Source organism: Streptomyces sp. NPDC032198, from assembly GCF_040636975.1.
Taxonomy (GTDB): Bacteria; Actinomycetota; Actinomycetes; order Streptomycetales; family Streptomycetaceae; genus Streptomyces.
On sequence record NZ_JBEZVL010000001.1, the window covers coordinates 184,167 to 205,131 of the forward strand.

18 protein-coding genes and 1 pseudogene are annotated in these 20,965 nt (G+C 70.3%); 8 read left to right on the plus strand and 11 right to left on the minus strand.

Going from position 1 to position 20,965, the window contains the following annotated elements; translation table 11 throughout:
• Nucleotides 1–96: 96 nt before the first annotated feature.
• Nucleotides 97–3,171 carry an excinuclease ABC subunit UvrA gene (gene uvrA, locus AB0E78_RS00910; protein WP_361826442.1) on the minus strand — a complete coding sequence of 1,025 codons (3,075 nt, stop codon included), beginning with the start codon at nucleotides 3,169–3,171 and terminating at the stop codon, nucleotides 97–99.
• A 223-nt stretch (nucleotides 3,172–3,394) separates the two neighbouring features.
• On the opposite strand from uvrA, the gene AB0E78_RS00915 reads away from it, so the two are divergent.
• Together AB0E78_RS00915 and AB0E78_RS00920 are read left to right on the plus strand one after the other, a co-directional pair.
• Nucleotides 3,395–4,078 carry a maleylpyruvate isomerase family mycothiol-dependent enzyme gene (locus AB0E78_RS00915; RefSeq protein ID WP_361826445.1) on the plus strand — a complete coding sequence of 228 codons (684 nt, stop codon included), beginning with the start codon at nucleotides 3,395–3,397 and terminating at the stop codon, nucleotides 4,076–4,078.
• Between the two features lie 10 nt (nucleotides 4,079–4,088).
• Nucleotides 4,089–4,745: an MBL fold metallo-hydrolase gene (locus tag AB0E78_RS00920; RefSeq protein WP_361826448.1), complete on the plus strand. Its 657-nt coding sequence runs from the start codon at nucleotides 4,089–4,091 to the stop codon at nucleotides 4,743–4,745.
• 30 nt (nucleotides 4,746–4,775) lie between these two features.
• Here AB0E78_RS00920 and aroQ read toward each other — a convergent pair whose 3' ends face one another.
• Entirely contained in the window at nucleotides 4,776–5,237 is a 462-nt protein-coding gene (gene aroQ, locus AB0E78_RS00925) for a type II 3-dehydroquinate dehydratase (protein WP_361826451.1), read from the minus strand.
• 79 nt (nucleotides 5,238–5,316) lie between these two features.
• Here aroQ and AB0E78_RS00930 point away from each other — a divergent pair, with 79 nt between their 5' ends.
• Nucleotides 5,317–6,615 (plus strand): MFS transporter, encoded by a 1,299-nt coding sequence (locus tag AB0E78_RS00930; RefSeq protein WP_361826454.1) that lies wholly within the window; start codon nucleotides 5,317–5,319, stop codon nucleotides 6,613–6,615.
• Here the strand turns inward: AB0E78_RS00930 and AB0E78_RS00935 are convergent.
• The 7 genes from AB0E78_RS00935 to AB0E78_RS00965 all read right to left on the minus strand — a co-directional run bounded on the left by AB0E78_RS00935 (nucleotide 6,605) and on the right by AB0E78_RS00965 (nucleotide 15,135).
• Entirely contained in the window at nucleotides 6,605–7,702 is a 1,098-nt protein-coding gene (locus tag AB0E78_RS00935; RefSeq protein WP_361826457.1) for an ionic transporter y4hA, read from the minus strand. The genes AB0E78_RS00930 and AB0E78_RS00935 overlap by 11 nt on opposite strands.
• Nucleotides 7,703–7,734: 32 nt before the next feature.
• Nucleotides 7,735–8,022: a hypothetical protein gene (locus AB0E78_RS00940; protein ID WP_361826460.1), complete on the minus strand. Its 288-nt coding sequence runs from the start codon at nucleotides 8,020–8,022 to the stop codon at nucleotides 7,735–7,737.
• Nucleotides 8,023–8,119: 97 nt separating this feature from the next.
• Entirely contained in the window at nucleotides 8,120–9,109 is a 990-nt protein-coding gene (locus AB0E78_RS00945) for a TerC family protein (protein WP_361826463.1), read from the minus strand.
• Nucleotides 9,110–9,384: 275 nt separating this feature from the next.
• Nucleotides 9,385–11,334, minus strand: a complete 1,950-nt coding sequence (locus tag AB0E78_RS00950) for a TerD family protein (RefSeq protein WP_361826466.1) — start codon at nucleotides 11,332–11,334, stop codon at nucleotides 9,385–9,387.
• Nucleotides 11,335–11,380: 46 nt separating this feature from the next.
• A complete protein-coding gene (locus tag AB0E78_RS00955; RefSeq protein ID WP_361826469.1) occupies nucleotides 11,381–11,959 on the minus strand; it encodes a TerD family protein in 579 nt (192 codons plus the stop codon).
• A gap of 133 nt (nucleotides 11,960–12,092) precedes the next feature.
• Nucleotides 12,093–14,228, minus strand: a complete 2,136-nt coding sequence (uvrB, locus tag AB0E78_RS00960) for an excinuclease ABC subunit UvrB (protein WP_361826472.1) — start codon at nucleotides 14,226–14,228, stop codon at nucleotides 12,093–12,095.
• A gap of 40 nt (nucleotides 14,229–14,268) precedes the next feature.
• Entirely contained in the window at nucleotides 14,269–15,135 is an 867-nt protein-coding gene (locus AB0E78_RS00965) for an MHYT domain-containing protein (protein ID WP_361826475.1), read from the minus strand.
• A 248-nt stretch (nucleotides 15,136–15,383) separates the two neighbouring features.
• On the opposite strand from AB0E78_RS00965, the gene AB0E78_RS00970 reads away from it, so the two are divergent.
• From AB0E78_RS00970 to AB0E78_RS00980, 3 genes and pseudogenes are all read left to right on the plus strand, one after another.
• Nucleotides 15,384–16,316 carry a glycerophosphodiester phosphodiesterase family protein gene (locus AB0E78_RS00970; protein WP_361826478.1) on the plus strand — a complete coding sequence of 311 codons (933 nt, stop codon included), beginning with the start codon at nucleotides 15,384–15,386 and terminating at the stop codon, nucleotides 16,314–16,316.
• Between the two features lie 55 nt (nucleotides 16,317–16,371).
• Nucleotides 16,372–16,959 carry a methylated-DNA--[protein]-cysteine S-methyltransferase gene (locus AB0E78_RS00975; protein ID WP_361826481.1) on the plus strand — a complete coding sequence of 196 codons (588 nt, stop codon included), beginning with the start codon at nucleotides 16,372–16,374 and terminating at the stop codon, nucleotides 16,957–16,959.
• A gap of 26 nt (nucleotides 16,960–16,985) precedes the next feature.
• Nucleotides 16,986–17,218, plus strand: a pseudogene (locus AB0E78_RS00980) (MFS transporter); the annotation flags it as partial.
• A 30-nt stretch (nucleotides 17,219–17,248) separates the two neighbouring features.
• Here AB0E78_RS00980 and AB0E78_RS00985 read toward each other — a convergent pair.
• Together AB0E78_RS00985 and AB0E78_RS00990 are read right to left on the minus strand one after the other, a co-directional pair.
• Nucleotides 17,249–17,614 carry a cupin domain-containing protein gene (locus AB0E78_RS00985; RefSeq protein ID WP_361826484.1) on the minus strand — a complete coding sequence of 122 codons (366 nt, stop codon included), beginning with the start codon at nucleotides 17,612–17,614 and terminating at the stop codon, nucleotides 17,249–17,251.
• Between the two features lie 91 nt (nucleotides 17,615–17,705).
• Nucleotides 17,706–18,179: a VOC family protein gene (locus tag AB0E78_RS00990; protein ID WP_361826487.1), complete on the minus strand. Its 474-nt coding sequence runs from the start codon at nucleotides 18,177–18,179 to the stop codon at nucleotides 17,706–17,708.
• A gap of 100 nt (nucleotides 18,180–18,279) precedes the next feature.
• Here AB0E78_RS00990 and AB0E78_RS00995 point away from each other — a divergent pair, with 100 nt between their 5' ends.
• A complete protein-coding gene (locus AB0E78_RS00995) occupies nucleotides 18,280–19,185 on the plus strand; it encodes a pseudouridine-5'-phosphate glycosidase (RefSeq protein ID WP_361826490.1) in 906 nt (301 codons plus the stop codon).
• 572 nt (nucleotides 19,186–19,757) lie between these two features.
• A complete protein-coding gene (locus AB0E78_RS01000) occupies nucleotides 19,758–20,699 on the plus strand; it encodes a PfkB family carbohydrate kinase (RefSeq protein WP_361828433.1) in 942 nt (313 codons plus the stop codon).
• Nucleotides 20,700–20,965 lie beyond the last annotated feature (266 nt).

The window sequence follows — 20,965 nt, forward strand, 5'->3', positions numbered from 1 at the left end:
GCGAACACAGGAACGGGCCGCCGGACAAGGGAACTTGTCCGGCGGCCCGTTCACGGCGGACCCGCAGGTCCGTACCGCCAGATCCGTACGGCCAGGTCAGGCCTTACGAGCCTTGACGGCCTTCTTCGGAGCGGCCTTCGTGGCGGTGGCCTTCTTCGCGGTGGCCTTCTTGGCGGCCGTGGACTTCGCGGCCCCCGTCTTGACGGTCGCCGTCTTCTTCGCCGTCCCGGTGCCGGCGCTCGCCGCCACCGCCTTCTTCGCGGCGGTCTTCTTCACCGCGGCCTTCTTCGCGGGCCTGCGCCCCTGCGAAGGAACCGCGTCGCTGATCCGGTCCGCGGCGAGGATGTCCCGCAGGAACTTGCCCGTGTGGCTCGTCGTGACTCCGGCGACCTCCTCGGGCGTGCCCTCGGCGACGACCAGACCGCCGCCGTTGCCACCCTCGGGGCCCATGTCGACGACCCAGTCCGCGGTCTTGATGACATCGAGGTTGTGCTCGATGACGATGACCGTGTTGCCCTTGTCGACAAGGCCGGACAGGACCGTGATCAGCTTGCTGATGTCCTCGAAGTGCAGACCGGTGGTCGGCTCGTCGAGTACGTACACGGTGCGGCCCGTCGAGCGCTTCTGGAGCTCGGAGGCCAGCTTCACGCGCTGGGCCTCACCACCGGAGAGCGTCGGCGCGGACTGGCCGAGCCGGACGTACCCGAGGCCCACGTCGTTGAGCGTGCGCAGGTGACGGGAGATGGCCGGCACCGCCTCGAAGAAGTCGAGCGCTTCCTCGATCGGCATGTCCAGGACCTCGGCGATGGACTTGCCCTTGTAGTGGACGTCCAGCGTCTCGCGGTTGTAGCGCGCCCCGTGGCAGACCTCGCAGGGGACGTACACATCCGGCAGGAAGTTCATCTCGATCTTGATCGTGCCGTCACCGGAGCAGTTCTCGCAGCGACCGCCCTTGACGTTGAAGGAGAAGCGGCCGGGGAGATAACCCCGCACCTTCGCCTCCATCGTCTCCGCGAACAGCCTGCGGACGTGGTCGAAGACTCCGGTGTACGTCGCCGGGTTCGACCGCGGGGTGCGGCCGATGGGCGACTGGTCGACGTGCACGACCTTGTCGACGAGGTCGTCGCCGTCCACGCGCGTGTGCCGTCCGGGGACGGACCGGGCGCCGTTCAGCTCGCGCGCCAGGTGCGTGTAGAGGATGTCGTTGACGAGCGTCGACTTGCCGGAGCCCGAGACACCCGTGACCGCGGTGAGGACGCCGAGCGGGAAGGAGACGTCGATGTCCTGGAGGTTGTTCTCCCGGGCACCGTGCACCGTCAGCTGACGGGAGGGGTCCGCGGGGCGGCGCAGGTCCGGCACCGGAATGGACTTCTTGCCCGACAGATACTGCCCCGTCACCGACTCGGCGTTGGTCAGCAGCTCCTTCATGGAGCCGCTGTGCACGACCTTGCCGCCGTGCTCGCCCGCGCCGGGGCCGATGTCGACGACCCAGTCGGCGACCTTGATGGTGTCCTCGTCGTGCTCGACGACGATGAGTGTGTTGCCCATGTCGCGCAGGCGCACGAGGGTCTCGATCAGGCGGTGGTTGTCGCGCTGGTGCAGGCCGATGGACGGCTCGTCCAGTACGTACAGGACGCCGACGAGGCCGGAGCCGATCTGCGTGGCCAGACGGATGCGCTGGGCCTCACCGCCGGAGAGGGTGCCCGCCGCGCGGTTCAGGGAGAGGTAGTCCAGGCCCACGTCGACCAGGAAGCGCAGCCGTTCGTTGACCTCCTTGAGGACGCGCTCGGCGATCTTCTTGTCGCGGGCGCCCAGCTTCAGCTCGGCGAGGAAGTCCGCGCAGTCGCTGATGGACATCGCGGAGACCTCGGCGATGGACTTCCCCATGACCGAGACGGCCAGGACGATCGGCTTGAGACGCGTGCCCTCACAGGTGGGGCAGGGCACCTCGCGCATGTAGCCCTCGAAGCGCTCGCGGCTCGCGTCGCTCTCGGCCTCGCTGTGGCGGCGCTTGACGAAGGGGACGGCGCCTTCGAAGGCGGTGGTGTAGACCCGCTCACGGCCGTACCGGTTTCGGTAGCGCACCTCGATCTGCGTCTTGTGGCCGTACAGGAGGGCCTTCTTGGCGCGCTGCGGGAGCCCCGCCCAGGGCATGTCGGTGGAGAAGCCGAGGGCGTCGGCGAGCGCTCCGACGAGGCGCCCGAAGTAGTCCTTGGTGTGGCCGTGCGACCAGGGGTGGATGGCGCCCTCGTCGAGCGACTTGTCCTCGTCCGGGATGATCAGCTCGGGGTCGACCTCCATGCGCGTGCCGATGCCCGTGCAGTCCGGGCAGGCGCCGAAGGGCGAGTTGAAGGAGAAGGAGCGGGGCTCGAGCTCCTCGAAGGACAGGTCGTCGTACGGGCAGTAGAGGTGCTCCGAGTACATGCGCTCGCGCTCGGGGTCGTCCTCGGGGAGGTCGACGAAGTCGAGCACGACCATGCCGCCGGCGAGGCCGAGCGCGGTCTCCACGGAGTCGGTCAGGCGGCGCTTGGCGGAGTCCTTCACCGTGAGGCGGTCGATGACCACCTCGATGGTGTGCTTCTCCTGCTTCTTCAGCGTGGGCGGCTCGGAGAGCTGGATCGTCTCGCCGTCGACCCGCGCACGGCTGTAGCCCTTGGTCTGGAGGTCGGCGAAGAGGTCGACGAACTCGCCCTTGCGCTCGCGCACCAGCGGCGAGAGGACCTGGAAGCGGCTGCCTTCCGGCAGCTCCAGGACCTTGTCGACGATGGCCTGCGGCGACTGGCGGGAGATGGGACGGCCGCACTCGGGGCAGTGCGGCTTGCCGATGCGCGCGAAGAGCAGGCGGAGGTAGTCGTACACCTCGGTGATGGTGCCGACCGTGGAGCGCGGGTTGCGCGAGGTCGACTTCTGGTCGATGGAGACCGCGGGCGAGAGGCCCTCGATGAAGTCGACGTCCGGCTTGTCCATCTGGCCGAGGAACTGCCGGGCGTACGAGGACAGCGATTCCACGTACCGCCGCTGGCCCTCGGCGAAGATCGTGTCGAACGCGAGCGAGGACTTGCCCGACCCGGAGAGCCCGGTGAAGACGATGAGGGAGTCACGCGGGAGGTCGAGCGAGACGTTCTTGAGATTGTGCTCGCGCGCGCCACGGACGATGAGACGGTCGGCCACGCCGGTCCGCACCTTTCTTGAGAGAAGTGACAGGGGCGGGACCCCCGTCATTCACAGACTAGGGCGAGCCACTGACAACGCCGGGGCGGATGCCCTGGTTGATAACAAACCCGGACCATCAAGAATGCCCGATGCCGCACCCGACCATATAGCACGTGCATTCGATTTGCGGTGCCGCTCCCACACCTTCACCCGAACGTGTGGCGCGACTATCGTCGGGCGCATGATTGATCATGTGCGCGACCTGGCGTCTGTACGTGACGCGACCGACCGGCTGCTCACCGCAGCCGCGAAACTGAACAACGATTCGACCGCCGAGCCGTCACGGCTGCCGGGCTGGACCCGTGGCCACGTCCTCGCCCACCTCGCCCGTAACGCGGACGCGCTCGTGAATGTCCTCGCCGGGCGGCCCATGTACATCAGCGGTGACGCGCGGGACGCGGACATCGAGCGGGACGCGCCCCGGCCCCTGGCCGAGCAGCTCACCGACGTACGCGAGGCCGCGGAGCGCTTCCAGGAGCAGGCCGCGATCCCGGCCGACTGGTCCCGCACCATCACGATGCGCAACGGAGTGACCGACTCCGCGTCCCGTGTGCCGTTCCGGCGGTGGGTCGAGGTCGACCTGCACCACGTCGACCTCGGCATCGGGTACGAGCTCGAAGACCTGCCCGAGGAATTCGTGCAGCGGGAGATCGCTTTCCTGGCGGCTCGCTTCTCCGGGAACGCCGATGTGCCACCGACGCGGCTGACGGACGGCACGCACGCGTGGACCACCGGCCGGGACAGTGCGCCCGAGGTCACTGTTTCCGGCCCCGCGTCCGACGTGGTCGGCTGGCTCTCGGGCCGTCGTGACGGCTCCGCGCTGACGGCTGAAGGCGGCCTCCTGCCCTCCCTGCCGCCGCTATAGGCTGAGACGCATGACGTACAGCGGAGCAGTGAAGGTCGGCGGCGGTGCGGACGTGCACGAGCTGCAGGACCTGATGATCTCGAAGGTCGCGGTCGGCCCGATGGACAACAACGCGTACCTGCTGCGCTGCCGAGCCACGGACGAGCAGCTTCTGATCGACGCGGCGAACGACGCCGAGACGCTGCTCACGCTGATCGGTGACGACGGCATCGCGTCCGTCGTCACCACGCATCAGCACGGCGACCACTGGCAGGCCCTCGCCGCGGTCGTCGAGGCCACCGGCGCCCGGACCTACGCGGGCCGCGAGGACGCCGTGGGCATCCCGGTGCCCACGGACGTCCCGCTCGTGGACGGCGACACCGTGCGGGTCGGCCACGTCTCGCTCACCGCGCGTCACCTGGTGGGCCACACACCGGGCTCGATCGCCCTCGTGTACGACGACCCGCACGGCCACCCGCACGTCTTCACCGGCGACTGCCTCTTCCCGGGCGGCATCGGCAACACGCACCAGGACCCGCAGGCCTTCGCGAGCCTGCTGAACGACGTCGAGACGAAGATCTTCGGCACGCTCCCCGACGAGACCTGGGTCTACCCCGGCCACGGGAACGACACGACACTGGGCACCGAGCGCCCGCACGTCGCGGAGTGGCGCAAGCGGGGCTGGTGAGCCGACGGAGCCGCGGGCGCGGCCGGCAGGTCAGGCCGCGCCGACCAGCGCCGCCACCCGCTCCACCGCGAACGCGTACCCCTGGACACCGCACCCCGCGATGACGCCGTCGGCGCGCTGGGAGACGTACGAGTGGTGCCGGAACGCCTCACGCTGATGGATGTTGGAGATGTGGACCTCCACCACCGGCAAGCCGTCACAGGTGTTGAGCGCGTCCAGGATCGCGACCGACGTGTGTGAGTAGGCCGCCGGGTTGATGACGATGCCCGCGTGGTGCTCGCGCGCCTCGTGGATCCAGTCCACCAGCTGCCCCTCGTGGTTGCTCTGCCGCAGGTCCACGGTGCCGCCATGCGCCGCTGCCGCCTTGGCGCACAGCGTCTCGACGTCGGCAAGGGTGTCGGAGCCGTAGATCTCGGGCTGGCGCTGACCGAGCAGGTTCAGATTGGGGCCGTTCAAGATCATGATCGGGGCGTTGGCAAGAGTGCGCGTCATGCCGTCAGCGTACTGAGCAACGACTCCGCACCTCCGCACGCCCCCGTAACCGGCCGTCACAGCGGGTAGTTGACGCGGCATGCGCAAGAGCCACTCCCCCGCCGAGCCTCCTTCCCTGCCGCGGCTCGCGGCCGCCTCACTCGCCGGGACCGCCATCGAGTTCTACGACTTCTTCCTCTACGGGACGGCCGCGGCCCTGGTGCTCGGCCCGCTCTTCTTCCCGACCTTCTCGCCGCTGGCGGGAACTCTCGCCGCCTTCGCGACCTTCGGAGTGGGCTTCGTGGCGCGGCCCCTCGGGTCCGTCCTCTTCGGGCACATCGGCGACCGGCGCGGGCGGCGGCCCGTCCTCATCGGTTCGCTGCTCCTGACCGGCCTCGCGACCGTCGCCGTCGGCTGTGTGCCCACGTACGACTCGATCGGTACCGCCGCTCCGGTGCTGCTCCTGGTGCTGCGGTTCCTGCAGGGGCTCGGGCTCGGCGGGGAGTGGGGCGGGGCCGTGCTGCTGACCGCCGAGCACGCGCCGACCGAGCGGCGCGGGCTGTGGTCGAGCTTTCCGCAGATGGGGCCCTCGCTGGGGTTTCTCCTTGCCAACGGGATCATGCTGGTGCTCTCGGTGACGCTCACCGACGCGCAGTTCGCCTCCTGGGGCTGGCGCGTGCCGTTCTGGGCCGCGGGTGTGCTCGCGGCGGCCGGGCTCGCGCTGCGTGCGTCCCTCGCGGAGAGCCCGAGCTTCCTGGAACTGCGGGAGCACGCGCGCGTGCCGCTCGCCGAAGTGGTGCGCGAGCACTGGCGGCTCGTGCTGCTCACGGCGGGCGCGCTCGCCGTCGGGTACGCCGTGTTCTACGCCGTGACGACGTGGTCCCTGGCCTACGGGGTGGAGCGGCTCGGCGTGAGCCGCACGGTCATGCTCGCCTGCATCATGGCGGCGGTCGTGGTGAAGGGCGCGCTGACGCCCGTGGTCGCGATGCTCGGTGACCGGTACGGGCGGCGGCCCCTCTGTCTGCTGGGGTGTGCGCTCTGCGCGCTCTGGATGTTCCCGATGATCGCGCTGCTCGCGACCGGCGAGCCGCTGCTGATGTTCCTCGGCTTCCTGGTGGCGATGCTGGCGTTCATCACGATGTTCGCCGTGATCGCCGCGTATCTGCCCGAGCTGTACGAGCCGCGGGTGCGCTGCACGGGCGCCGCGGTGGGCTACAACCTGGGCGGGGTGCTCGGGGGCGCGCTCACTCCGATCGTGGCGACGGCGGCGGCGCGCGGCGAGGGCACGCCGTGGGGCGTCGCGGCCTATCTGACGGCCGTGGCCCTGCTGAGCCTGGGCTGCTTCGCCCTGCTGCCCGAGACGCGCCCCGTCGCGGAACCCGCCCCGGTCACGGCGTGACCGCGAGCTCCAGGTAGGCCGCGAACAGCACCAGGTGGACGCCGCCCTGCAGCAGCGTGGCGCGTCCCGGCACGACCGTGAGCGTGCCGACGATCACGGTGAGGGCGAGCAGCACCATGTGGGTCGGGCCCAGTCCGAGCACGAGTGGTCCGGAGAGCCAGACGGAGGCGACCGCGACGGCCGGGATGGTCAGGCCGATGCTGGCCATCGCGGACCCCAGGGCGAGGTTGAGGCTGGTCTGCACCCGGTCGCGGCGAGTGGCGCGGACGGCGGCGATGGTCTCCGGGAGCAGCACGAGCAGCGCGATGATCACGCCGACCACGGAGTGCGGCATGCCGGCGCTCTCCACGCCGGACTCGATGGTCGGCGAGACCCCCTTGGCGAGGCCGACCACGCCGATCAGGGCGAGGGCGAGCAGGCCCAGGCTGATCTGGGCGCTGCGGGTGGAGGGGCCCGCGGCGTCCTCGGAGTCGATCACCTCGCCCTTACGGGTGATCGGCAGGAAGTACTCGCGGTGGCGCACGGTCTGCGTGGCCACGAACAGGCCGTACAGGACGAGCGAGGCGAGGGCGGCGAACGTGAGCTGCGCCGTGGAGAACTCCGGGCCCTGCTTGCTCGTGGTGAAGGTCGGCAGGACCAGGCTGAGGGTGGCGAGCGTGGCGACGGTCGCGAGGGCGGCGCCGGTGCCCTCGGACTGGAAGATGGCGACGCGGTGGCGGAGTGCGCCCACCAGCAGACACAGGCCGATGATGCCGTTGCAGGTGATCATCACGGCGGCGAACACGGTGTCGCGGGCCAGCGTCGCGCTCTTGTCGCCGCCGTCGGCCATCAGGGTGACGATCAGCGCGACCTCGATGATCGTCACGGCGACGGCGAGGACGAGGGAGCCGAAGGGTTCGCCGACGCGGTGCGCGATCACCTCCGCGTGGTGCACGGCGGCGAGCACGGCCCCGGCGAGCACGAGCGTCACCACGGCCACGACCACGCCCGGCAGATCGCGTCCCCAGGTGAGGGCGAGCAGGACGACGGCGAGGACCGGCACGACCGCGGTCCACTGGGTGGCGAGTGCCCGGAGCCGAGTGATCATGCTCCGATGCTGCACCGGGCGGCCGGGCCCCGCTACTTCAGTTCTGTCATCTCCCGTACGTCGCAGTCCGTGAAGGACGGGCCGCTCGTGCACATCCCGGCGAGCCGCTCGGCCATCTTCACCGTCTCCGGGGCGTCGCTGTTGCGCTGCGCGTCCTCGGCCGACGCGAACTCCATCAGCACGAAGAAGCGGCGGGGGCTACCCCGGTCCTGAAGGACGAGGCGGTGCGTGGGGCCGCCCTCGCGGCCCTTCGCCTGCTGTTCTTCCTGCTCGACCAAGGCCCGCATCTCGTCGATGCGGTCGGTCTCGAACTCAATCATCTGGACGAATTTCATACGTCCAAGCAAGCACGGGGTGTGGCCCGCGGCAATCCGCCGCGGGCCACACCCCGTATGGGAACTCCTGCGACCGACGCCGTCAGGCCTCGATGCTGTCCTTCGGAGTCTCATCGGCCGCCTTCTCCGCGGCCGCCTTCTCGGCCTGCTTCCTGGAGGCGAAGAGGCTGGTGATCGTCGTGATGACCAGGACACCGCAGATGACGCCGAGCGAGACCGGGATGGAGATCTCGGGGACGTGCACGCCGTTCTCGTGCAGTGCGTGAAGGACCAGCTTCACGCCGATGAAGCCCAGGATGACCGACAGGCCGTAGCTGAGGTGGACCAGCTTCTTGAGCAGTCCGCCGATGAGGAAGTACAGCTGGCGCAGACCCATCAGGGCGAAGGCGTTCGCCGTGAAGACGATGTACGGGTCCTGGGTGAGGCCGAAGATCGCGGGGATCGAGTCCATGGCGAAGAGCACATCGGTGGTGCCGATGGCGAGCATGACGACCATGAGGGGCGTCATGATCTTCTTGCCGTTCTTCTTGATGAACAGCTTGGTGCCGTGGTACTGGTCGGCGACGCCGAACTTCCTCTCGGCGGCCTTCAGGAGACGGTTCTCCTCGAAGTCCTCCTCCTCGTCGTCCGAGCGCGCCTCCTGGATGAGCTTCCAGGCGGTGTAGATCAGGAACGCGCCGAAGATGTAGAAGACCCAGGAGAAGTTGGCGATGACCGCGGCACCGGCGGCGATGAAGATCGCTCGCAGGACGAGCGCGATCAGCACGCCGAAGAGCAGCACCCGCTGCTGGAGATGGGTGGGCACCGAGAACTTCGCCATGATCAGGATGAAGACGAAGAGGTTGTCGACGCTGAGCGACTTCTCGGTGATGAAGCCCGCGAAGAACTCGCCGGACGCCTGGCCGCCGCCCCAGATCAGCAGGCCCACTCCGAAGAGCGCGGCCAGCACGATCCAGACGACCGTCCAGATTCCGGCTTCCTTGATCGACACGTCATGCGGCTTGCGGCCGATGAAGAAGTCGACCGCGATCAGGGCACACAGACCAAGAATGGTCAGTACCCACAGGGTCATTGAAACGTCCACTGCGCCTCCGGCGTCGTACGGCTACTGATCAGCGTCGTCGCTGCCGGAGGTCTCTTCCACCCGAGGCGGCTCACCGCCCCGCGGGCCGACGCCCCGGGACCGATGGCGGTCCGTATTGACGGGTACGTCGCGTTCGGGAGTACTCCCCTCCGCTGCAAGAAGAGTACGCGAAACACCAAGACTTAGTAAAGTAGATGGCAAACAAGAGCCAAAAGCCCAGGTCAGCGGAGGCCAAAAGTCGCTTTACCGGTAGCCGGCCGAGGTCAGCGGCCGCCCGTGCGCCGGGCGCGCGCGACCTGGTCCAGGACCTGCTGGAGCACCCGGCTGCCGGGCGGTGCCATCGGCGGCTCGTACGTCCACGCGTGGCCGACCCAGGGGTCGGCGAGGTGGTCGTCGGCCACCGGGGTCAGGCGCAGGAGCGCGCGCCAGAGCGGGTCGAGCAGCGGGCCGTACTCGGCGGCGTCCTCACGGTCGGCGACCATCATCAGGTGCACGCCGACCGCCGGGCCCTCGTCCGCGAGATAGCGGAGCTGGGTGACGGCGCGGTCGTCGAAGCCGTGCGGGAAGTCGTTGACGATCAGGAGCTGCTCGGCGGTGTCCAGGTCCGGCGGCAGCGCGTCGGCGGCGCCCGCACGGATCGCCATCTGGACCAGGTCCACGCGCTGGGTGAGCTTGGCCAGTACGGCGGAGACCCCTGCCGCGCCGGCGGCCGGAGCCTCGTTCAGCACACCCGCCGTCACCAGCGGGGAGAGCGCACCGGCCGCGGAGCCCGCCGCGTCGATGACGTGCACGGTGAACTCGCCCGCGGGGTACACCGCGAGCAGCCGCGCGGCGTGCGCGACCGCGCTGTCCATGGCGAGGCGGCGCAGCTCGTCCGTGTCGGCCAGGGAGTCGGTGCCCGACGAGCGGCCGCTGTCGATCCACAGGCCGCGCTCCAGGGGCAGCCTGACCAGCATCGGGATGTGCAGATCGGGGCGCTCGGGCAGATGGAGGTCGCCCAGGCGCACGGCCATGGGGATTTCCATGGGGGTGCGGTACGCATGCCAGACGGGGCTGTCCCAGCCCGCGTACGCCATGGGCAGGGCGGGCTCGACGACCTCGGACTCGGCGGCGAGCTGGCCCAGGTCGCGGTCGAGGGCAGCCCTCGCCCGGTCGACGAGGAGGCCGTGCTTGGCGCGGGCGGCCTCGCGCGCGACGTCCCCGGTGTTGCCGATACGGCTGCGCGGGTCGGAGAGGACCTTGTCGAGCTCCTGGTCCATGCGCGACTCGGCGAAGTCGACGGCGCTCCGGTACGCCGCCGTGCTGCGGGCGAGGTCCTCGAACATGCCCCACACCTGGTTGTAGAGGCGCTCCTCCATGGACCAGCCGGTCGCGTCGCCCGCCACGGGCTGGGCGGGCTTGCCCGGTTCGGCCGGGGCCGCGACCGGCGGGGGCGTCGGCGGTGCGCTGGTCTGGCGACTGGGGTGGGTGTAGTTGACCGGGCCGCCCGTGGCACCCGTGGTGGCGCTCGCGTCGCCCGGCTGGTGCGGCGCCGGGACGGGCTGGGGGGCAGCGGTGCTGTCCGGGCCCGGCGCTCCCGGGCCGGGGGCGGCGGTCTGCCCCGTTGTCCGCACGCGGGCGTCGTCCGAGGAGCGGGGCGGCGGCGCGGCCACCGAGCGGGCCAGGCCCTGGGCCACCGCTTCGTTGATCGAGCCCGCCAGTTCACGGGCCTGCGGCAGGCCCTGGTCGGTGAGCATGTCGGCGAGACCGCCCGCGTACCCCTGACCGACGGCGCGCACCTTCCAGGCGTCCTGCCTGCGGTAGAGCTCCAGGGCGACGACGGCGGACTCGGCGTCCAGGTCGGTGATGGTGTAGCTGGCGACCTCGGAGCCGTCGAGGCCGGTGACGGCGACGAAGGGGGCCGCGAGGGAGCCGAAGCTGACCGGTCCGCCGACGCCGACGGGCAGCGCGAGGAGGACGTTGACCCGGTGCACCGCGTCCGGCACGGCGCCGAGGTCCACCGCGAGACGGTGGTCGGCGGCGGCCTGCCGGGGCACTTCGAGCCCCGGCAGCGTCGGCGACCCGGGATGGGCCACCCAGTCCGTGCCGCGCACCTTGCCCTGGTCGTCGCTGAGCGTGACCCCCGCCACGATCGGCTTGCCGACCGAGACCCTGATCTCCAGACGGGTCTCGGGAAGCGGGTGGTTCTGCCCCCGGACCAGCTCGGCCGTCATCGCCTTCGTCCCCCTCGTGCCCTCAGTACTTACTGGTGCCGCGTGGCTAGAGCTGCGGCAGGATCGACGGCATCAGGTCCTGGAACGTGCGGCCGTTGGCGGGATTGCCGATGGCCGTCATCTGCCAGCCCGCGCCGGCGCGGTGGACCTTCGCCATGATCTGCGCGGTGTACTGACCGCCGCCGTCGAGCGTGTACCGGGCGAGCTCCTGGCCGTTGGTCTCGTCGACCAGGCGGCAGAACGCGTTCTGCACTTCCTGGAACGTCTGGCCCGTGAAGGAGTTGACCGTGAAGACGATCTGGTCGATGTGGACCGGGATCCGCTGCAGGTCGACAAGGATCGCCTCGTCGTCGCCGCCCTGGCCGACACCGCCGACGAGGTTGTCACCGGTGTGCCGCACGGAACCGTCGTCACTGACGAGGTGACGGAAGAACACGACGTCCACCGGCTGCTTGTCGGCGAACAGGACCGCCGAGGCGTCCAGGTCGACCTCACGCGTGCGCGTGCCGAACAGGCCGCGCCTGGGGGCCGCTTGCCAGCCGAGCCCCATGCGCACCGCGGTCAGGGCGCCCCCGTCGTCCTTCTGCAGGCTGATGGCCTGACCCTTGGTCATGTTGACCGTCACGCGCTGTCCCCTCTCGAACTGCCTGGGCAACCGCCGGTCTGTGCGGTTGCCCAGCACCCTATGCAGAGGCACTGACCGTGCCGTACCGCGGACAGCACTTTGTGTCGGTCTTGCAACACACCAGGCAGTACGCCTACGCCTGCCCCGCCTCCCTCATCTGCCTGAGCTCCTTCTTCATCTCTGACACCTCGTCACGCAGCCGTGCGGCGATCTCGAACTGGAGGTCGCCGGCGGCGGCACGCATGCGGGCCGTCATCTCCTCGATCTGCTCGGCCAGTTCGGCCGCGGGACGGTCCGTGGGCACCTTCTCGGCGGCCTTGCCCTTGGCCGCCTTGCCCGCCTTCCCGCCGAGCGCCGGCACCGGCGCCTTGGCGGCCGTCCCCGCGTCGGCCTTCGCCTTGCGGTAGTCGGTGCCGAGGAGCTGCTCCGTGTCGACCTCCTCGCGCGCGATCGCCGACACGATGTCGTTGATCTTCTTGCGCAGCGGCTGCGGGTCGATCCCCTTCTCCTTGTTGTACGCGATCTGCTTCTCGCGGCGGCGGTTCGTCTCCTCGATGGCCTGCTCCATCGCGGGGGTGACCTTGTCCGCGTACATATGGACCTGGCCGGAGACGTTTCGGGCGGCGCGGCCGATGGTCTGGATCAGTGAGGTGCCGGAGCGCAGGAAGCCCTGCTTGTCGGCGTCGAGGATCGACACCAGGGAGACCTCGGGCAGGTCGAGTCCCTCGCGCAGGAGGTTGATGCCGACCAGGACGTCGTACTCACCGGCGCGCAGTTCGCGCAGGAGCTCGACGCGTCGCAGGGTGTCGACGTCGCTGTGCAGATAGCGGACCTGGATGCCCAGTTCCAGGAAGTAGTCGGTGAGGTCCTCGGCCATCTTCTTGGTGAGCGTGGTGACCAGGACGCGCTCGTCCTTCTCGGTGCGGGTGCGGATCTCGTGCACCAGGTCGTCGATCTGGCCCTCGGTGGGCTTGACCACGACCTCCGGGTCGATGAGGCCGGTGGGGCGGATGATCTGCTCGACGAAGCCGTCGCCGCGCGAGAGCTCGTACTTCCCGGGAGTCGCCGAGAGGTAGACGGTCTGGCCGATGCGGCCGAGGAACTCCTCCCACTTCAGCGGGCGGTTGTCCAGCGCGGACGGCAGGCGGAAGCCGTGGTCCACCAGGGTCCGCTTGCGTGAGGCGTCGCCCTCGTACATCGCGCCGATCTGCGGGACCGTGACGTGCGACTCGTCGATGACGAGGAGGAAGTCCTCGGGGAAGTAGTCGATGAGGGTGTTCGGCGCGGAGCCGGGCTCGCGGTCGTCGAAGTGCATCGAGTAGTTCTCGATGCCGGAGCAGGAGCCGATCTGGCGGAGCATCTCCAGGTCGTACGTCGTGCGCATGCGCAGGCGCTGGGCCTCCAGCATCTTGCCCTGCTTCTCCAGCTCGGTCAGGCGCTCGGCGAGCTCCTTCTCGATGCCGTTGACCGCCTTCTCCATGCGCTCCGGGCCCGCCACGTAGTGCGAGGCCGGGAACACGTACAGGTGGTCGTCGTCGCTGATGACCTCGCCGGTGAGGGGGTGCAGCGTGGAGAGTGCCTCGATCTCGTCGCCGAACATCTCGATGCGGACGGCCAGCTCTTCGTAGACCGGGAAGATCTCGATGGTGTCGCCGCGGACCCGGAAGGTGCCGCGCGCGAAGGCCACGTCGTTGCGGGTGTACTGGATGTCGACGAAGCGGCGCAGGAGCTGGTCGCGGTCGATCTCGTCGCCGACCTTGAGCGGCACCATGCGGTCGACGTATTCCTGCGGGGTGCCGAGGCCGTAGATGCAGGAGACGGAGGCGACCACGATCACGTCACGCCGGGTGAGCAGCGAGTTCGTCGCGGAGTGGCGCAGGCGCTCGACTTCCTCGTTGATCGAGGAGTCCTTCTCGATGTACGTGTCCGACTGCGGGACGTACGCCTCGGGCTGGTAGTAGTCGTAGTACGAGACGAAGTACTCCACCGCGTTGTTCGGCAGGAGCTCTCGGAACTCGTTGGCCAGCTGGGCGGCGAGCGTCTTGTTCGGCGCCATCACGAGGGTGGGGCGCTGGAGCTTCTCGATCATCCACGCGGTGGTGGCCGACTTGCCGGTGCCGGTCGCGCCGAGCAGGACGACGTCCTTCTCACCTGCGTTGATGCGCCGCTCCAGGTCGGCGATGGCCGCCGGCTGGTCGCCGCTTGGCGTGTAGTCACTGACGACCTCGAAAGGTGCCACCGTGCGTTCGATCTTGGATACGGGCCGCATGGAACCCACCGTACGACCCCGCACTGACAACGGGGTCGGATCACCAGCTCTGCGGGGTCTTGGAGCCGGGTCGCTGCGAGGGCTTGCGGCCCGTCCGCGGGGCGTGCCGGTCGCCTGAGCGCGGCACGGGGTAGGGGGCGTGCTGCCGCTGTGCGGCGTTCTGGAGGTCGGCCTTGCCCATCACCATCAGCGGGTCGAACATCACGATCACCCCCGCCAGGAGCAGGAAGGCGAGCGGGCCGATCATCATGGGCGCGAGCAGTTCGGCGGGCGAGTCCCCCGTGGCCGGCGCCGCGGACGAGCCGTGCAGATGGACGCGGAGGGCGGCCATCCCCGTGTAGTGCATGCCGCTGACGGCGAGCCCCATGACGAGGCTCGCACCCAGGCTCCAGAGGAAACCTCTGACCTGCGCGGCGGCCCACAGGGCCGCGCTGGCGGCGACGACGGCGATCACGACGGACGCGGAGACGGTGAGGGTGTTGTACTCCAGCGTCCCGCGCAGACGCATACCGGCCATTCCCAGATAGTGCATCGAGGCGACGCCCAGACCGGTGATCGTGCCCCCGGTGAACAGCGCCGTCCCGGTCGCACCGCGGTAGCCCACGATGAAGATCCCGATGCCGACCATGACGATGGCGACGGCGAGACTCGCGAACGTCAGCGCCTTGTCGTAATGGATCGGGGCTTCCTCAACGGTGAAGCCCATCATCGCGATGAAGTGCATGGTCCAGATGCCGGACCCGATCGCCGCCGACCCGAGGGCGAGCCAGCCGGGCCGCCAGGAGTGTGCGACGAGCAGCGACCTGGTGGTGCAGCGCAGGCCGAGCGCTCCGCCGAGACACGCCATGAGGTACGCCGCTACCGGCGTGACAAGTCCATAGCTGAAACCGTCGACCGTGCCCTGCATGAGCGGTAGCCCTTCCGCCTATTTGTCCAAATGCCCGGGATTGCACCCAAGTGACCCCAGTCGCCCGTGCACTGACAGGCCATGGGCTGACGCAGAGAGTAAAGCTCACTCCGGAACTTGCGAACGATTTTCCGGGAAAGAAACCCGGCTGTCTCCGTTCAACCTGTGGCCATCCTGCACCTGTCTCGCGTTGGCCGTGAACTGTCACTCTCATCCGGTCCGTGCCCGCATAGCGCGAGGAGTCACCGTTGTACGCACGCGTTGCCGCTGCCACCACCGCCGCTCTTCTTGGAGCCGGTGCACTCGTCCTCCCTTCCGCCACCGCTCAGGCCGCCGACCAGAAGTCGGCGCCGACGTCCGCCCGGACGCCCGCACAGACGCCCGCACAGACGCCCGCCTCGTACGACAGACCGCTGGTCGTCGCACACCGGGGCGCATCCGCCTACGCGCCCGAGAACACTTTCGCAGCCATCGACAAGGCGGCTGACATGGGGTTCCGCTGGGTCGAGAACGACGTCCAGCGCACCAAGGACGGCGAGCTCGTGATCGTGCACGACGACACCCTGACGCGGACCACGAACGTCGAGCAGGTCTTCCCCGGCCGCGCGCCCTGGAAGGTCAAGGACTTCACCGCGGCGGAGATCGCCAGGCTGGACGCGGGCAGCTGGTTCAGCCCGAAGTACGCGGGCCAGCGGGTGCCGACGCTGAAGCAGTACATGAACCGCGTCTCGCGCAACCACCAGAGCCTGGTCTTCGAGTTCAAGAAGCCCGAGCTGTACCCGGGCATCGAGAAGCAGGGCCTCGCCGTCCTGCGCAAGACGGGCTGGCTGGACAAGCACCACGTCAAGAGCAAGCTCGTCATCCAGAGCTTCAGCGCGGACAGCGTCAAGGAGGTCCACAAGCTGCGGCCCGACGTCAAGACCGGCTTCCTCGGCACGCCCGCGGTCGCCGATCTGCCCAAGTACGCGAAGTTCGCCGACCAGATCAACTCGACGCACGGCTCCGTCTCGCGTGAGTACGTCGCCGCGATCCACGCGACCAAGGGGCCGCACCGCAAGCGCCTGGAGATCTTCACGTGGACCGTGAACGACGCGGCGACCGCGCGGAAGGTGGCGGGCTTCCGGGTGGACGGCATCATCACGAACACGCCCGACGTCGTGCGCAAGGCCATCTCCGGCTAGGCCCGCGCAGGTCCGGTCGGCCTCGTTGTCAGTGCCCGGTCGTACGGTGGTCCACATGAACGCCGAGGGGCAGCAGGAGCGGGGCCGGCCGGGCACTGACGACGAGATCGGCCGGCGGCAGGTGGTGTGGGCCGTCGTCGCGAGCGACATCGGCCCGCTGCTGCTCGCCGCGACCGACGAAGGCCTGGTCAGCGTCGCCTTCCACGCCACGGACGAGGTGCGCGACAAGACGATCGAGCGGCTCGGCTCCCGGCTGGGGGCCGAGCCGGTCGAGGCACCCGGGTCCCCCCTGCTCGCCGAGCCCATACGCCAGCTCGCGGCCTACTTCGCGGGCGAGCGGCACGACTTCGAGCTGCCGCTCGACTGGTCGCTGATCTCCGGGTTCAACCGCCAGGTCCTGCGCGAGCTGACCACCGTTCCGTACGGCGCGGTCGTGGGGTACGGGGACCTGGCCCGCCGGGTCGGCCAGGCCGGCGCGGCGCAGGCGGTCGGCATGGCGATGGGCGCCAATCCGCTGCCGGTCGTGGTGCCGTGCCACCGGGTGGTCGAGCGGGACGGCGGCATCGGCGGATTCGGCGGCGGCGTCGAGACCAAGCGGCAGCTTCTCGCGCTGGAAGGGGTGCTGCCCGAGCCGCTCTTCTGACGCTCCCGCCTCCGCCCGGGCGCTTCTCCGGCGCCCTCCGGCGGGCTCCGCGCTGCTCACCGACTCCGTGCCGCAGCCCGCCCGGGCCGCCGTGCAGGGCCTCTCGGACCTGACCATGAACACGGCGGCGGGCATCGGCGGCGCGGCGGCCGGCCTGATCGTCGCGCGGGCGAGCTACGGCTGGCTCAACTTCATCGGGGTGTGCGTACTGCTGCCGATGGCGGCGCTGGCGCTCCGCAGGGCGGTCACGAAGGCCTGACCCGCGGGGTGCGCGACACGTGTCGGGTGGTCAGGCGAGCGTGATGTGGTACGCCTTGCGCAGCGTCTCGTGCACGGTCCACGTCGTACGGTCGCCCTCGCGCAGGACGGCCGCGTCGCCGGGGCCGATCTCGATCACGTCGCCGCCCTCGACCTCGATCGTGGCGCGGCCGCTGACGACCACGAAGAGCTCGTTCGCCTCCGTATCGGTGACCACACCGGGCGTGATCTGCCAGATGCCGCGCAGCTGCTTGCCGTCGGCCGACTCCCACAGAACCTTGCCGGTGACCTCCGGGGTGCCGGACACGATCTGCTCGGGGTCGAGAGGCTCGGCCTCCAGGTCGACATCCGGAATGTGCACGGCAAAGGACGCAACGGCCTGATCATTCGTGGTCATGGCCGGTCACCCTAGCCGGGCGCGGCGGGGCGCCCTTACCGGGGTGGTCTGGGACAAGCCCTGACGGCGGGGCGGCCGGGGCCCCTCTCAACTACCTCTCCTCCTCCGCGCCCGCCCCCTCTTCCTCCGTCCTCTCCTCTCCGTAGTGCCGCGCCTCGAATATGTTCCCGTCCGGGTCGCGGAAGTAGAAGCTACGGCGGGCCTTGCCGCGGGCGCCGAACGCGTCGTGCCCGATGTCCGACACCGGCGTGCCGTGCTCCTCCAAGCGGGCGCGCAACGCCTCGAAGCCGGCTTCCGTCAGGGCGAGGCAGACGTGGTTGACCGGGTGGCCCGCGCTCTTGTCGGCGTCAGGGACGACGTTCATGCGCTCGGCGAGCGTGAGCGGGGCGAGGTCGAAGATGGTCTCTTCGTTGAGCCGGACGGAGGGGAAGGAGACCTTGCCCGCCGTGTACTCGGCGACGCGCAGGGGTTCGAGGCCCAGCACCTTCTCGTAGAAGCCGGCGGCCGCCGCGGGATCGCTCACCCACAGGACGACGTGGTCGAGACGTGTCGTGTTGTCCGTCATGCCCCCCAGGCTGCTGGCCGGTCCCCGGCGTCGCAAGGGTTTGGCAGGGCGCGCCGGTCGCCAGGGATGAGGGGAGACCCGACAGGCAGGAGGCAGGCCCGTGTTGGTGGTGTCCGACGAGGTACAGGCGGCTGTGGCGGACCGGCGGCCGGTCGTCGCCCTGGAGTCCACGATCATCGCGCACGGGCTGCCGCGCCCGCGGAATCTGCAGGTCGCGCGTGAGCTCGAAGAGGTCGTACGCGCGGAGGGCGCGGTCCCCGCGACGATCGCCGTACTGGACGGGCGGCCTCATGTCGGCCTGGACAAGCAGCAGTTGGAACGGGTCGCGAACGAGGACGGCATCCGCAAGCTGGGCCACCGGGATCTGGCGCTCGCGGTCGCGGCGGGCGCGAGCGGGGCGACGACGGTGTCCGCGACGGCGCTGCTCGCCGCACGGGCGGGCGTACGAGTGTTCGCCACGGGTGGCCTCGGCGGGGTGCACCGGGAGTGGACGGTGACCCAGGACGAGTCCGCCGACCTGGGGTTGCTCGCCCGGACGCGCATCACGGTGGTCTGCGCCGGGGTGAAGTCGATCCTGGACGTGGCGGCGACACTGCAGCGTCTGGAGACGCTGGGCGTGGCGGTGGCCGGGTACGGGACGGACCGCTTCCCCGGCTTCTACCTCACCGACTCCGGGCATCCGGTGGACTGGACGCTGCGGACGCCCGCGGAGGTCGCGGCGGTGATGCGGGCCCAGGACGCGGTCGGCGGCCCGGAGTCCGCGCTGCTCGTGACGAACCCCGTACCGGAGGCCGAGCAACTCGACCCCGCGCTCCACGCGCGCGTGCTCGCCGAGGCGTTGGAGGCGTGCGCCGAGCAAGGCATCACCGGCCAGGCGGTCACCCCGTTCCTCCTGGACCAACTGGTCCACCGCACGAACGGCGCCTCCCTGAGCGCCAATCTCGCGGCGGTACGGGGCAATGTGCGGCTTGCGGGGCGGATTGCGGCGGCTTGGGTGGGGCGGTGAGGGGTGGGGCGGTGAGGGGTGGGTGGGGTGTGAGGGCTGGGCGGGGTGGGCTTGGTGGGGTGGTGAGGGTTCGGTGGGGTCGGTGGTGTGTCTTGGTGGGGCCGCGCGGAGATCTCGGGGGCAGCGGGGGGCGGCGGTGATGCCGGGGTGGGGCGGTGGCGGTGCGGCCGGGCGAGGTGAAGACGTCGCGGCGGGGCCGCGCGGAACCCTCGGGGCATCAGGGTGATGCGGCGGTGATGTCGCGGCGGGGTGAGGCGGTGGCGGTGCAGCCAGGCGAGGCGGAGCCCTCGGGGCAGGGCGCGATGGCGCCGCGGTGGGGCGAGGCGGAGGCCTCGGGGCAGCAAGGTGGTGCGGCGGTGATGTCGCGGCGGGGTGAGGTGGTGGCGTCGGGGCGGGACCAAGCGGAGCCCTCGGGGCAGGGCGAGGCCGTGGCGCCGCGGCGGGGTGAGGTGGAGCCCTCGCGGCAAGGCGAGGCCGTGGCGTCTCGGCGGGGTGAGGCGGAGCCCTCGCGGCAAGGCGAGGCGGTGGCGGTGCAGCGAGATGAGGTGGAGACCTCGCTGGACGGCGAGGCGGTGGCGTCGGGGCGGGGTGGGGCGTTGCTGGTGGTCGGGGATGTCGTCACGGACATCGTTGCGCGGCACGGTGCGCCGCTCGCTCCGGGTACGGACACGGCGGCGGCGATCCGTACGGTGCCGGGTGGTGCGGGCGCCAACGTGGCCTGTTGGGCGGCTTCTTGGGGATGCCGCGACGTGCGGTTCCTGGGGCGGGTGGGTGCGGACTCCGTGACGTGGCACGAGGAGGCGCTCACGCGCGCGGGGGTGCGCCCGCGTCTCGTCGTCGACCACGAGGCGCCTACGGGGACCGTGATCTGCCTGGTCGACGGGGGCGCCGGAGCCGGGGCCGAGCGGACGTTCCTGACGGACAGCGGCGCGTCACTGCGCCTGTCTGCCGCGGACTGGTCGCCGGCGCTCCTGGACGGCGTGGGGTGGCTGCACCTGTCGGGGTACTTGTTCTTCGCGGGGCCGAGCAGGGCGGTGGCCGAGACGGCGTTGGCGGCGGCACGCGCGCGTGGAGTGCCGGTAAGCGTGGATCCTGCGTCGGCGGGCTTCCTCGCGGAGCTTGGGGTGGAGCGGTTCCTTGCGGCGGTGGACGGAGTGGATGTGTTGCTGCCGAGTGAGGGGGAGGTTCGGGTGCTGGCGGGGGCGCCTGGGGTGGGGGCTGCGGGTGGCGTTTTGCTGGCGGAGGCCGCTGCGAAGTTGAGTCAGCAGTTCCCTGTGGTGGTGGTGAAGCGGGGCGCTGCGGGGGCCTTGGTGGCCCGGGACGGTGAGGTGCGGGCCGAGATCCCGGCTCAGCCTGCCGCCGCGCGGGACTCGACGGGGGCGGGCGACGCGTTCACGGGGGCGTTCCTTGCCGCGCGTCTTGGCGGCGGGGGGCTTTGCGAGGCTGCGGCGGAGGGGTGTCGGGCGGGGGCCAGGGCGGTCGAACTGGTGGGGGGTCGGCCGCTGCTGGCGTAGGGCGGGGCAGCGACCATCACGGTCTGAGCGGGGGCTACGGCGAGGGAACCTGCGAACCGTGCTCCGGTGGACACCCCGCCGCGACTCCTCGCGAGCGCTTCCGCCTGCGGGGGCGTGCCAACTGCGGCGCCGTCCGTCTTGAAGGCGGGACCGCGCCCGTATGTCCGTCCTCGCCAACACGGCTTACACGCCCCGCCACTTCTGCCAACGAGTCCCACGCACCGTGCTCCGGGCGGACACACCACCACGCCCCCTCGCCAGCGCTC